This window comes from Candidatus Sulfotelmatobacter sp. (assembly GCA_035498555.1).
Lineage (GTDB): Bacteria > Eisenbacteria > RBG-16-71-46 > RBG-16-71-46 > RBG-16-71-46 > DATKAB01.
This window is the reverse complement of sequence record DATKAB010000052.1, coordinates 1-13,364: the sequence shown is the minus strand read 5'-3', so window position 1 is coordinate 13,364 and position 13,364 is coordinate 1. Positions and strand designations below refer to the sequence as shown.

At 68.4% G+C, this 13,364-nt stretch carries 7 protein-coding genes and 2 tRNA genes; 5 read left to right on the top strand and 4 right to left on the bottom strand.

From position 1 onward, the window contains the following. Positions 1-8: 8 nt before the first annotated feature. A tRNA-Leu gene (locus VMJ70_04520) sits at positions 9-97 on the bottom strand. A 209-nt stretch (positions 98-306) separates the two neighbouring features. On the opposite strand from VMJ70_04520, the gene VMJ70_04515 reads away from it, so the two are divergent. Continuing rightward, positions 307-873, top strand: a complete 567-nt coding sequence (locus tag VMJ70_04515) for a hypothetical protein (GenBank protein HTO90372.1) — start codon at positions 307-309, stop codon at positions 871-873. On the opposite strand, the gene VMJ70_04510 is transcribed toward VMJ70_04515, so the two are convergent. Then, a complete protein-coding gene (locus VMJ70_04510; GenBank protein ID HTO90371.1) occupies positions 857-4,348 on the bottom strand; it encodes a glycosyltransferase in 3,492 nt (1,163 codons plus the stop codon). The genes VMJ70_04515 and VMJ70_04510 overlap by 17 nt on opposite strands. Positions 4,349-4,438: 90 nt before the next feature. On the opposite strand from VMJ70_04510, the gene VMJ70_04505 reads away from it, so the two are divergent. From VMJ70_04505 to VMJ70_04490, 4 genes are all read left to right on the top strand, one after another. Then, complete coding sequence (locus VMJ70_04505; GenBank protein HTO90370.1) at positions 4,439-6,016, top strand: helicase HerA-like domain-containing protein; 1,578 nt, start codon at positions 4,439-4,441, stop codon at positions 6,014-6,016. 4 nt (positions 6,017-6,020) lie between these two features. Beyond that, entirely contained in the window at positions 6,021-8,222 is a 2,202-nt protein-coding gene (locus tag VMJ70_04500) for a hypothetical protein (protein ID HTO90369.1), read from the top strand. A gap of 64 nt (positions 8,223-8,286) precedes the next feature. After that, a tRNA-Ala gene (locus VMJ70_04495) sits at positions 8,287-8,362 on the top strand. Positions 8,363-8,894: 532 nt separating this feature from the next. Then, complete coding sequence (locus tag VMJ70_04490; protein ID HTO90368.1) at positions 8,895-11,075, top strand: FlgD immunoglobulin-like domain containing protein; 2,181 nt, start codon at positions 8,895-8,897, stop codon at positions 11,073-11,075. Positions 11,076-11,193: 118 nt separating this feature from the next. On the opposite strand, the gene VMJ70_04485 is transcribed toward VMJ70_04490, so the two are convergent. Then, the gene (locus VMJ70_04485) at positions 11,194-12,699 is read right to left on the bottom strand and encodes a T9SS type A sorting domain-containing protein (protein HTO90367.1); all 1,506 of its coding nucleotides are present in this window, start codon (positions 12,697-12,699) and stop codon (positions 11,194-11,196) included. 419 nt (positions 12,700-13,118) lie between these two features. After that, positions 13,119-13,364, bottom strand: a 246-nt coding sequence (locus VMJ70_04480) for a hypothetical protein (protein ID HTO90366.1), incomplete at its 5' end; no start/stop codon positions are given.

The window sequence follows — 13,364 nt, the reverse complement described above, 5'->3', positions numbered from 1 at the left end:
GGGGCCGTTGGTGCCGGAGGCGGGGGTCGAACCCGCACTCGGTTTGAGCCGAACCGGATTTTGAGTCCGGCGCGTCTGCCAGTTCCGCCACTCCGGCACGCGCAGAGCGCCGAACGCTAGCAAGAAGCTCGCAGGCCGTCCACGCCCGCGCCGCGTGGGCGGGAACCCGGTTGCCCGAGCCGCTCCTGCGACTTCCCTCGATTCTCGAACGCAACCTGCCGATAACCAGGCCGCATCCATTGCCTGACGCATCGCGCGGGAGGCGCCTCGCCCGCCCGCGCACGAGCCCGTCGAGGGAGGTTCGTCATGCCGCGCGTTCTGGCCGCTCTTTTCGTTCTTGCACTCGGCGTTTCGTGCGTCGAGTCCGCACTCGGTGACCCGCTGCTCGATCGCGGCCCCCGCCGCACCACGGTGTTGGTTCGACCCGATTGGCCGCTGCAGCGCCCGCAGCGCTCCGTGGTCGTGAGCCATACGGCGGTCGCGGTGCGCGTCACGCCGATTCGCTACCTCGCCCCGGTCCACTTCGCGGGTCTCGCCGTCACCGCGCCCGCCTCTGCCGGGCGGGGCGGCCTGATCTGGGAGGGCGCCGCCAACCTGCAGCGCGGCGACGATTGGACCGAGTCCACTCTGAGTTGCGACACGCGCGGAACCGGATTGTGGATGCAGGTCCGTGAAGGCAGCGTTCAATTCGATTGGGCGGAGGTCGTGTTCGCGAACGGCGACTCGCAGGTCGTCGACTTCAGCGAGCGCAGCTACCGCGATGGCCTCTACGCGCTCCTCGACTTCCACGATGGCCGGCGCGTGGACCACGTCCGGCTGGTGGCGCGCGCGTCGTCGCCCGAGGCTCGCGTCGTCCTCAAGATGCAGAAGTAGCACGCGGCCAGGAACCCACCTCTGCGAGTTGCGCCGTGTTCTTGCGCTCGAGCTTCCCCCAGCTCGCGTGGTGCCCCTCGATCGCGGTGCGCAGCGAGCGCCAGGCGACCGCGTACATGATCTGTCGGTAGATGAATCGCTGCCAGAACAGCCACCACAGCAGCCGCTTCTTCTCGCGATCGAGCCACACTGCGACGCTGGCGCCCAGCAGCTCGAGCAGGAAGAACAGCAGGTAGAGGAATCCGATCGTCGACAGTGACTCCACCGCCTGCGGCAGGGGCTGCCAATCCTGAGTGAGCAGTCCCTGCGACAGGTAGCCCTGAGCGACGCGCACCAGTGTCCAGGCGATTTCCAGATCGATGATGGGCGAGAGGATCTGGAAGAAGATCTGGAACACCCAGAGGGTCGGGAGCGCGACCCGCCCGAACCATCCGTAGCCGCCCACCGCGCCGCGGTGCTTCCACAGGCATTGAAGCGTGCCGAAGGTCCAGCGATAGCGCTGCCGATAGAGCGTGGTGAGGGAGTCCGGAGCCTCGGTGAATCCGAGGGCCTCGGGCTCGTTCTCGATCCGCCACCCGGCGCGACGAATGCGCCAGGTCAGATCCATGTCCTCGGCGAGCGTGTCGTTGCGGAACCCGCCGGCCTGCGTGACCGCGGAACGCCGCCACGCGCCGACCGCGCCCGGCACCACCGTGATGGCGTTCAGCAGCGCATAGGCGCGGCGATCGAGATTCTGGCTAGTGATGTACTCGAGCGCCTGCCAGCGCGTCCAGACATTGATGCGATTCCCGACCTTGACGTTGCCGGCAACCGCGCCGACTCTGGAATCGCCGAAGTGCCGGACCAGCTTCTCGATCGTGTCGCGTGCGAACAGCGTGTCGGCGTCGAGACAGATCAGCACGTCACCGCTCGATCGCTCGATGGCGCGATTGAGCGCCGCGGCCTTGCCCGCGTTGGCCTGGCGCAGAAGCTGGACGCGCGCATCGCCCCCGAAATGCGTCGTCACCTCCGCCGCGGTGCCGTCGGTCGAGCCGTCATCCACGACGATGACCTCCGCGGGAGGCGTCGAGCCGACCAGCACCGCCTCGATCGTCCGCCGAATCACCGGTTGCTCGTTGTAGGCCGCGATCAGCACGCTGATGCTCAGCCGGGGCGTCTCGGGGTAGCGCCGTTCGCGCTCGCGGGCATGAGCGAACAGCGCCAGCGCAGTCGTCCACAGCACCCGGGTCACGCCGAGCGTGATCGCGATCAGGAACGCCCAGCGCAGGAAGGATTCCACCAGGAACAGCAGGACGAACGCGAAGCGATCGGTGCCGAGCAGGGCGCGATCGCGACTGCTGACCGGCGGCATGGCCTGATCGCGCGAGTAGCCCGCCAGTTCCGAGACGGTGGTGAAGCGATAGCCTTCGCGCTGCAACTCGGGAACGAAGATCCGGATCGCATCCACGGTGTTCTGCCGGTCACCGCCGCCGTCGTGGAGCAGGATGGTGTTGCCGTGGCCCTCGTGAACGCGATCCGTCACGACCGCGGCGATGTCCCGCGCGGTGCGCCGGCGGCCGGTCGCATCGAGCAACCGCCAGTCCTGAGGATCGAGGTACTCGCCGACCGTGATGTACCCGAGCGCGGCCGCGTCGAGAATCGGCTTCACTTCCTCGGCGCTGGTGGGCTCGGCATCGGCGTTGTAGGGCGGGCGGAACATCAGCGTCGAGCGATTGAGATCCGCCTGCAGCACGCGCTGCGTCGCGTTCAGCTCGAAGCCCACCCGCTGGCGTGAGATCGCGGCGATGTTCGGGTGGGTATAGGTGTGGTTCCCGATTTCGTCGCCCTCCTTCCACATCCTCTCGATCAGATCGGGATGGCGCTCGGCATTCTCGCCAATCACGAAGAAGGTGCCGGGCACATGGAGCTCGTGAAGGAGATCGAGGATCCGGTTGGTGTAGGGCGGGTTGGGGCCGTCGTCGAAGGTCAGTGCCAGCGTGTGATCCTTGAACCCTTGACGATGGAGCTGATAGGAGGTCGGGTAGCGCTGGTACTGCTCGTCGTCGTAGAGGCCGGTCACCGGGTCGCGATCCAGGGCGCGCAACCCCGGCTGCGGCAACGCCGCCACCGAGAGGATCTCGCCGTCGCCCTGGAACTCGACGTCGTAGGGGAAGCTGGTGCGCGCGAGCGTGAGGGAGTCGGCGACCGCGCTGGGATCGCGCCGATCGAGCATCGACCACACCGACGGATCCTCGGTGCCCAGCACCCACAACGCCGAGCTGCGCACGCCGCGCGCCAGCGCCAGTTGCCGCTCGTTGGCCGCGGTCACCGCGTCGAGGATCCAGACCTCGTGCTCGCGATGAGCCTCGTCCTCGTAGCCGAAGGTCGGATTGAACGCGAGGGAGTCGAAGTCCACGACGTCGGCGGGGTTCTCCTCGGGCCGCTCGTCGGCGGCCAGGTACATCGCCTCCTGGTAGGTGAGCGCCTCGGCCGGGGGACGTCCGCCGGTCCAGTCGTAGGCGTAGTTGCCGATGCCGATCACCAGCTTGTTCGCCGGAATCACGCGCAGCGTGCGATCGAGCGCTTCGCGATACCAGTCGATCCCGCACAGCGGTCCCGGCTCGCCCGCCATGTAGTGCTGGTCGTACGCCATCAGGATCACGAAGTCCGCCTCGCGCCCGACCGCCGCCGCGTCGGGCACGTTGCCCTCGACCTCGAGGTCGAAGCTGACCTTGAGCCCGGCCGGGGCCAGCTCGCGACGGATGCGCGCGATCAGTCCCGGCACGCGACCGACGTCGGCCGCGGAGAGATTCTCGATGTCGAGATTGACGCCGACGAATCCGTGCCGCGAGAGCCAGTCGCGCAGCTCGAGTGCGAGGCGGGTCTGGCGGGCCGGGTCGATCAGCAAACGATGTGCGAGGCCGGTGTCGAACTCCCCTTCGTGCGCATTGCTGAGCACCGGCATGACCTGCAGGTGATGCTGCTTCGCGATGCGCAGTACATCGAGATTGTGCGGGGTCCAGGCCGGATTCCAGTCACGCGTGTCGAGGCTCTGGGCGTCGGCGCCGATTCGAAGCCACACCGGAAACAGATGGGTCAGGTGCTCCGCGCTGGCGCGGAGCGAGTGAAGTCCGGTCTCCTGCCAGGTGGCGTAAAACGCCGCGACCACCGCACCGGGCGCGGCCGGCGCGGGTTTGCGCGCGCGCGCCGCCTTCTGTTCGCGCGCGATCTGGTCGAGGAGCTGCTTGCGTTCCTTGGCGAGCAGGAAGCGGGCGAGCCGCGTCTCGGGCCGAGTCGGCTCGGGTAGATGGGGGCGGAGCGCGCGCCGGAGCGGAACCGAGAGCCCGACCGTCGGCGGCAGCGCCGGCACCACCACCAGACTCACCAGGAACAGCGCGGTCAGCGCCAGGAACGCGCCGCCCAGGAGCACGGCCACGCGCAGCGTCCAGCGCCGGCGACGGCCGCTCGGATCGTGGAACACGGGTTTGGTGGTCATGCCCATTGATACCCTACTGCACGCTGGCGTGAGCCCGCACGTAGGACTAGCATGCCGCTCGATCCCAGACTCCTGGAGGAGACCGCATTCATGGACGCGAAAGTCGTCGCCGCCGCTCGACAGGCATTCCCGGTTGGGCCCGGCCGGTTGGCGCTCGGGGCGGTGGTGCATCAGGGCGAATGCAATCCCGAGCCACTGGTTTCACTGCCCCTGTCGATGCTGAATCGGCACGGTCTGATTGCGGGCGCCACCGGCACCGGCAAGACCAAGACCCTGCAGGTGATGGCCGAGCAACTGTCGGCGGCCGGAGTGCCGGTGTTCGTCGCCGATCTCAAGGGCGATCTTTCCGGAATTGCAATGCCGGGCCAGAGCAATCCCGCGATTCAGCAGCGCGCCGGCGACACCGGTTTCGACTGGAAGCCGTTCGGTTGCCCGGTCGAGTACCTGAGCCTCACCGGCCAGCGTGGGGCGCAGCTGCGCGCCAGCGTTTCCTCGTTTGGCCCGCTGCTGCTCTCCAAGGTGCTGGGGCTGAACGACACGCAGTCGAGCGTGCTGTCGCTGGTGTTCAAGTACTGCGACGACCACAAGCTGCCGCTCATTGACTTCCCCGATCTCCGCGCCGTGCTCCAGTACCTGAGCAGCGACGGCGCCGCCGACCTCAAGGACTACGGTGGCCTGTCGAAGGCCACGGTCGGCGTCCTGCTGCGCGACATGGTGCAGCTGGAGCAGCAGGGCGCGCAGGCGTTCTTCGGCGAGCCCGAATTCGATCTCAATGACCTGCTCGTGACCCGCGCGGGTCCGGGCGGGCGCGCGATGGGGCTGGTGAGCGTGCTGGAGCTCTCCGACGTTCAGGAGAAGCCGGCCATGTTCTCCACCTTCATGATGTGGATGCTGGCCCGCCTGTACCACCAGCTTCCCGAGGTCGGGGACGTCGAACGCCCCAAGCTGGTGTTCTTCTTCGACGAGGCACACCTGCTGTTCGACGGCGCGAGCAAGGAGTTTCTAGCCCAGGTCGAGCAGGTGGTGCGGCTGGTGCGATCGAAGGGCGTGGGCGTGTTCTTCATTACCCAGAGCCCCAGGGACGTGCCGGCCGATATCCTCGGCCAGCTCGGCAACCGGGTGCAGCACGCGCTGCGCGCGTTCACACCCGACGACGAAAAGGCGCTCAAGTCGGCGGCGCGGACCTTCCCGAAGACCGACTTCTACGACGTCGAGCAGATTCTGACCACGCTCGGGATCGGCGAGGCGCTGATCACCGTGCTCACTCCGAGCGGCGCGCCGACCCCGCCGTTCGCGACCCGCGTGATCCCGCCAGCCGCGCGCATGGGGCCACTCACCGACGCCGAGATGCAGCAGGCGGTGGGTGGCTCGGCACAGGTGAAGCACTACGCGAACTCGGTCGACCGCGAGAGCGCGCGCGAGCTGCTCGCCGCCCGCATGAGCGGCGACGCGGCGGGCGCGGGCGGGGTGCCGCGAGCGGTCGCGGCCGATGAGGCCGCGGCGCCGGCGACGGTCGCGGCCGCGGGAGCCGCGACGATCGGCGCGCTCGCGGCGGCGCTCAACTCGCCGATCGTCAAGACCATCGCCGGACGCGCCACCACCCAGGTGATGCGCGGATTGATGGGCGCGCTGCTCGGCCCGCCGCCGCGAAGATCTCGTCGCTACTGACCGCGTGAAGGCCGAGGGCCGCCGATTCGGCGTTCGGGACTGGACGGCGCTGGTCGCATTGCTGGGCGTAGCGGCGATCGCTCGTCCCGGCGCGCTGAAGTCGCCGTTCTTCGCCGACGACTGGTTGTTCCTCGATCAGGCCCGCGCGCGCTCGCTGATCGCCACGCTGGCCTCGCCCGATCCGATTGGGAACTTCGCGCGCCCGCTCGGCCGCCAGGTGTGGTTCTGGTTGATGGGGCACGTGAGCGGCGAGTCGGCGGATTTCTTTCACCTCGCCTCGCTGGCGGTGTTCGTGACCGCCGTCGGTCTGCTGTTCCGCCTCGGTTGGCGGCTGGGGGGCGTCGCCGCGGGCGCGATCGCCGCGGCGGTCCTCGCGCTCCACTACGCGGCCGACGTACCCCTCACCTGGGCCTGCGGCAGCCAGGACCTGCTGGCCGTGGCGCTCGGCATCGGCAGCATCCTCGCCTACGTCGAAGGGCGGCGCGGGCGGGCGGCGACGCTGCTGTTTCTCGGGCTCCTTTCGAAGGAAGTGATCGTCCTCGCGCCGCTCGCCGCGGTGGCGTTGGCGCGACGTCCGGGCGAACCGTGGCGCGACGCGCTTCGTCGCGCCTGGCCGTTCGCGATCGCCTGGCTGGCCTGGCTCACCGTGCTTGCGATCGCCGCGCTGCGTGGCCGCGCGCATCTCGCCGCCGGAGGATTCCAGCCGCTCGACCTGATCGCGGCGCTGGTCCATCTGCTGCGCGTAACGATCGGCCTCGAGTGGCGCACCGGTTCGTGGCCCTGGATTCCGTTCATCTGGCCCGGTGCCTGGCTGGCGCTGCTCATGCTGGTCGTCGCGGGCATCGCGCTCTGGGTTTGCGGAGGGAAGTCTTCGCGCGCGACCACGGCCCCTGGCGACCGGGGCGAGCGAACCCGGCGGGCGGAGCGCGACCGTCGCGCGCCCCGCCCCGCGGCGCGGGCGGAGTCCGGGCGTCGGGGGATGCGCGCCGACTCGCCCCGATCGAGCGCCGACTCGACCCGCTCGCGCGCCGAGCGGGAATCCCGGCGCACGCTGCGGCTCGGTGCGACCGTATGGGCGCTGGCAGCGGCGCTTCCGGTCGCGATCGTCGCCCCGATCTGGAGCGCCTATTTCTATCTATTCGCGATGGCCGGGATGGGACTGCTGCTCGGAGCCTGGCTCGCCGATCGCCGGGTGTTCGCCGCGCTCGCGCTGGTCGTATCGGCGGTGGGTTCGCATCAGGCACGAGTGCTCGACGAGTTCGCGACCGCGCGTTCGTCGTGGTCGCTCGCCTCTCATGTCAACACCCTCTATCTCGCGCGCGGCATGGGCATCGTGAGCCGGGGGCTCGCCGACCTGAAGCAGCTCCACCCCACGCTCCCTCCGCGAAGCACCGTGTTCTTCGCCGGGTTTCCGGCGTTCGCCGCGTTCCAGGTGGGGGACGGCCCGCTGCTGCGCGGCGCCTACCGCGATACCAGCCTTCGCGCCTACTACCTCTCCGATCTCACCGCCGAGCGCGCCACGCGCGGGCCGTGCTACTTCATCCTCTACGATCAGCCCACCGGCCGGTTGAAGGACGAGAGCGCCGATCCCGAGATGCTGCTGCGCGTCGCGGTGGGTGAGGTGATGAGCGTGCATCCCGCAGTGGCGAAGGCGGCGCTCGACCTGCATCTGAGAGCGCGTCCGGGGGACGGGCTCGGCAACTATCTGGGCGGACTCGTCGCGCTCGACTTCGGGCAATCGTCGCGAGCCGACTCGTTCTTCGCCGCGGCCGGCATGATCCACACCGGCCCGGCGGACGAGGCGCTGGCGAAGGCTCGAGCGCTGACGGCCTCGGGTGACACCGCGGCCGCGGCCCTCACCCTGAACGCGGCGCGCCCGCGTCACGTTCGCGACGCCTCGCTCCATCTCGAGCTCTCCCGGCTGCTCTGCGGTCGCGAGAAGACCCAGGGGGACGGCGCGGTGGAGTCGTACGCTGCGCGCCTGCTGGCGCCGGAGTCGGCGGCGGCGTGGCGGCAGTGGGCGATGTGTCAGCTGATGACTTCTCGCGGGATCGAGGCGCGAGCGTCGTTCGAACACTACTTCGCGCTCGATCCCGGCGGAGTGCGCGCCGACACCGCCGCCGCGCGTCTCTATCGCCAACTGGTCCGCCAGCTCCCCGGCGGCGATCTCGCCCAGAAGGAGCTGCACAAGGGCGTGATCCGCTGAGCGGCGCCGCGTTTGACGCGCCGTCCGAGCGTGGTGTACACACAAAGCCTGCGAAAATGCCGGTGGGGCTGTAGCTCAGCTGGGAGAGCGCTTGACTGGCAGTCAAGAGGTCGACGGTTCGATCCCGTTCAGCTCCACCATTCTAGCCACCCGAGTCTCGCCTCCCGATCCGCCTGCTCGCGCCGAGGTAGTGCGCGAGGCGCGCGCCCTGCTTCCTCGAGGTCCTTCGCGGCGGTGAGGTTGTGTCGGCTTGGGACGCTCCGAGTCGACCTGCGATGTTCGCTTCATGACCCCTGGACGTTCCAGTGGACGACGGCCATGGCGTGACGGGGCCCACGGCTGAGGGGTTCTACGCCGATCGTCGCCCGGGCGGCCATCGGCATGCCATCGAGGGCGAACATGACCAGGACTGGGCTCGTTTCTCACTCCATTTGCTCCCATGCCGGCGTCACTCGCGGCTCGTTCATCAGATGCTGCGCGTCCATCCTCGTGATCCTCGGGCTGGCAGGGCTTCAACCACTGGCACATGCGTCGGCGGATCCGGAGGACTGGCGGTGGGACGCGCGATTCGCCCCGCCCGGCCTGGCCGGCGGGGGGGTGACCTCCATGACGTTCGACGGGCGCGGCAACCTCTTCGTGGGCGGATGGCTTGACCTCGCTGGGGGAGTGAGCGTGAGCAACGTCGCCCGCTGGAACGGCAAGAGCTGGTCGGCGCTGGGCTCCGGGCTCAGCAGCAAGGTCCTCGCTCTGGCTGCAGATGGGAATGGGAACCTCTACACGGGCGGCATCTTCAACATGGCGGGAGGTGATAGCGCGAACTGCGTCGCGCGTTGGGATGGTACTCAGTGGTCGGCGCTGGGCTCGGGGCTGGACGGCGAAGTCGATGCGCTGGCCGTGGACGCGACCGGGAACCTGTACGCCGGAGGCGCCTTCACCACCGCGGGGGGCGTGAGCGCGAACCACGTTGCCCGCTGGAACGGCACGAGCTGGTCGGCACTGGGCTCGGGGTTCAACAACAGGGTCCTCACTCTGCTGGCAGATGGGAATGGGAACCTGTACGCGGGCGGCGACTTCACCACGGCTGGGGGTATCAGCGCCTACGGCGTCGCGCGTTGGGATGGTGGTCACTGGCGGGCAGTGGGCCCGGGACTGGACGGCGAAGTCAATGTGCTGGCAGCGGACGGGAATGGGCACCTGTACGCGGGGGGCGCCTTCGCCGCCCTGGGCTATAACGGGGGTGTCGCGCGCTGGAATGGCACCGACTGGTCGTTCCTGGGCTCAGGGTTTGACAGCGATAATGTCGAAGCGCTGGCGGTGGATGCGAGCGGGAACCTGTTCGCCGGAGTGAATTTCAATTACGTCGCGCGCTGGGATGGCGCCGACTGGTCAGACATCAGCGGCGATGTGTCTCACAACATCTTGTCGCTGGCGCTGGACGCAAGTGGAAAACTGTACGCGGGAGGCGACTTCAGCAGCCTGGGAGGCGTGAGCGCGAACTACCTGGCGCGTTGGAACGGGACCGCCTGGACGGCGTTCGCCGCCGACTCAGGCGTGGACCACTCGGGGATGAACTATGACGTCAACGCATTGGCGGTGCCTGGGAGCGGTCGTCTCTACGCGGGCGGAAACTTCTCGCTCGCTGGGGACGTGATCGCGGGCGGTGCCGCGCTGTGGAATGGCACCCGCTGGGGAGCCCTGGGTCCTCCGATCTACGGCGGCGTCAGCGCGCTCGCCGCGGAACCGAACGGGAATCTGTATGCGGGGGGACATTTCGCTGCCATCGGAACAACCTCAGCGCAGCGTGTTGCGTATTGGGATGGCGCAAGCTGGTCATCGCTCAGTGACGGGGTGGATCCGAACGATGACGTCCTCGCCCTCGCGCTGGACAAAAGCGGAAAGCTTTATGTCGGTGGATTGTTCGTGACCGTCGGGACTCTCCCAGGGACGAGACATGTCGCGCGCTGGGACGGCAGCCAGTGGTCGGCTCTGGGCACGGGAGTGGACGACGATGTCCACGCACTGGTCGTGGACGCGAACGGGAACCTGTACGCCGGAGGCGACTTCGATGTCGCCGGGGGCGTAGTTGCACATGGCGTGGCGCGCTGGGACGGTCATCAGTGGTCGTCGCTGGGCACGGGATTGAACGGCCCCGTCGATGCCCTGGCGGTGGACGGCGTCGGCAACCTGTATGCCGGCGGGTACTTCACCATGGCGGGGGGGGTGAGTGCGAACTCCGTGGCGCGCTGGGACGGCAACCGCTGGTCGTCCCTCGGCTCGGGAGTGGACGGCTTCGTCAACGCGCTGGCCGCGGACAGCACAGGAAACCTGTATGCCTGCGGGAACTTCAGCACTGCGGGGAGCGTGAACGCGAATCACGTGGCGCGCTGGGACGGCAGCCAGTGGTCGTCCCTCGGCTCGGGAGTGAGCGGTGCCTGGGTCGAGGCGGTGGCCGTGGATGGCTCGAACGTCTACGTGGGCGGCCCCTTCACGACCGCCGGGGGCAAGGCATCCTCGCACATCGCACTCTGGCATGCGGGCGGGACCACTGCGGTTCCCGAACCGACGTCCGGCCGATCGTTCCCCTCCCTCAGCGAGGCCGCGCCCAATCCATTTCGTGAATCGGTGCGCATGGTCCTCGAGCTGCCTGCCGCAGGCAATGTGAGCGTGGATGTGTTCGAGGTGACCGGTCGCCGGGTCCGCAGACTGATGGGTGGAGTCGCCGCGGCCGGGTCTCACTCATTGAATTGGGATGGGCGTGACGGGCACGACCACCCGCTGCCGGCGGGTATGTACCTTGTCCGGGCGACGGTGGGAGCGACCGCGGTGACACGCCGCGTAGTGCTCCTGAGGTGAGGTGGCTTGGGTCCCGTTCAGCTCTAGTGGTGGGCTCGACGAGTTCTCCAGCACGAAAGCACTACCAGCACGCTGCAGCCGCCCTACGCGGATCCCCGATCGGACATGGGAGGGAAGGCTATCGAAGCACGATGGCGCGCGCGACTCTCCTGTGTTCCGCCTGAATCAGGTGGACGAGGTAGACCCCGGGCGCGAGCTTCCCCGAACTTCCCAGCGTCACGGTATGCCGGCCGGCCCCGAGGCCGCCCACTTCCATGCGATCCACCTCGCGCCCGCTCACGTCGTAGACTTCGAGCGTCGCCGGCCGCGAGTCGGGGAGCGTGAAGCTCACGTTGAGCCTTCGGCTCGGATTCGGCACGCAACCCTGGAGCGCCAGCTCGAGGCGCGCGCCGCCGGGTTCGACTGAGGCGGATGGGACTCCAATGTTCAGCAGCACCGAGACCGTATGGGCGTCAGGGTTCGCGGTGGCCACCTCGGGCTTCAGGTCCCCACTCAGATCTGCGACCGCGACCGAAATGGGCCCGCTATCGGTGGCGTAGTCCGTCTTCGGTTGGAAGGTGCCGTCGCCGTTGCCGAGCAGCACCGAGACCGACCCATCGTTGATCGGAAACGAGCCGTAGAGGTTCGCCGTCACCAGATCGGGATGGCCATCGCCATTGAGATCTCCGATGGCCACCGAGCTGGGCGCGTTGCCCGTCGCGTAGTCGATGCTCGAGCCGAAGGTCCCGTCGCCGTTCCCGAGCCGCACTGCGACCGAGCCAAGATAGTCGGGGTCGGTGCCGGTTTTCGCGACGGCCAGGTCGCGCTTGAAGTCGCCGTTCACATCGCCGATGGCTACCGACCGAGGATTGCTCCCGGCGTCGAGCTCGAATCCCGCCCCCAAGCTTCCGTCGCCATTGCCGAATTTCACCGAAACCGAGCCCGCGTCCTTGTTCGCCACCGCCAGATCAGGCCGGCCGTCGCCGTTCAGATCGCCGATCGCCACGGATCGCGGACCGGTGCCGGTGGGGTAGTCGGTGTGAGCGTTGAGCGTCCCGTCACCGTTGCCAAGCAACACGGAGACCGAGTTGGAGAGGTCCGAAAAGTTGCTGGCAGTCGCCACGTCGCGCTTGCCGTCGCCGTTGAAATCGCCGATCGCAAGGTGCCAGGGACCATTCGCGGTGGCGAAATCGGTCTTTACTCCGAAGATTCCGTCGCCATGGCCGAGCAGCACCGAGACCGATCCCGGGAAGCTGCAGCACGGGCCGAAGTCCGCGACCACCAGATCGGGTTTGTTGTCGCCGTTCATGTCGGCGATCGCCACGGCGCTGGGGCCGTCGCCGGTGGCGAAGTCGGTCTTCGCGCTCAGCGTTCCGTCGCCGTTGCCGAGCAGCACCGAAACCGTATTGGCGTCGTAGTTCGCGACCGCGACGTCGCGCTTGCCGTCCCCGTTCAGGTCGCCAATCGCCACCGAGTAGGGGTAGAAGCCCGTCACGTACGAAACGGGCGGCGCGAACAGCGGATTGGCGGCGCTCCGCACGGCGCCGATGGCGACCAGCAGGACGCCCAGGGGAATTGCGGCAAGCAGGCCCGCGAACGCACCGCGCGACCCGTCGCGAAACAACCTGGCGAGAAGAAAGTTCATGAGCGGCCCCCCTCATGTACCTGCAAGTAATGCTAGCACGGGGTCCGCGACACTTCATGTCGCGATGATCGGGTCGCATCATGCCGCCGAGGTTGATCGCGCCCCGAAAGGGATTACCCCGCAGGTCGCCTCGAAGGCAACTTCTCGCAGGAGCGATGTGCAGTGCTGCCGCGACATTCGCGCGGCAGAACGAGATGTCTCTGGCTCGACACCCCAGAAGCCGGACCAGAGCGCGATGGCCCTCTCTTCGAGACGCCTTGCCGTCGTGCGTCACGGGGGCCAGGGAGGCTCGATCATGACGTCGACCCCTGCTCGTCGGCACTCCACGTGGATCACCGTTTCCGCGGTTGTACTTCCGGCGATGGCCGTGCTGGCGCTCGCAGCGAGGCGCGACGTGACGACGTGAGTCGCGGCGCACCTCACTCCGGTTTCCAGTCCGGCAGCCTCCCCGGCGTCCACGGCGCTCCCGCCGCCTCCGCGTCGTGCTCGATGCCGGCCAGGTCGGTCTCGATCAGGCGGTGCAGGGTCGCGAGCGTGGTTGCGAACTGCTCGGACGCGATCTGGTAGACGTGCGCGTCGGTGCCGGGCGTTTCGGAGGTGGACTCCCAGCTGTTCTCGACCAGGCGCTGGACGCGCGCGTCGATTCCGGGTGACGTCGCCTCGCT

Bases quoted from the DNA above. Each gene is read 5' to 3' on its own strand.
- VMJ70_04515 (HTO90372.1), top strand. From the start codon at position 307: ATGCCGCGCGTTCTGGCCGCTCTTTTCGTTCTTGCACTCGGCGTTTCG.
- VMJ70_04510 (HTO90371.1), bottom strand. From the start codon at position 4,348: ATGACCACCAAACCCGTGTTCCACGATCCGAGCGGCCGTCGCCGGCGC.
- VMJ70_04505 (HTO90370.1), top strand. From the start codon at position 4,439: ATGGACGCGAAAGTCGTCGCCGCCGCTCGACAGGCATTCCCGGTTGGG.
- VMJ70_04485 (HTO90367.1), bottom strand. From the start codon at position 12,699: ATGAACTTTCTTCTCGCCAGGTTGTTTCGCGACGGGTCGCGCGGTGCG.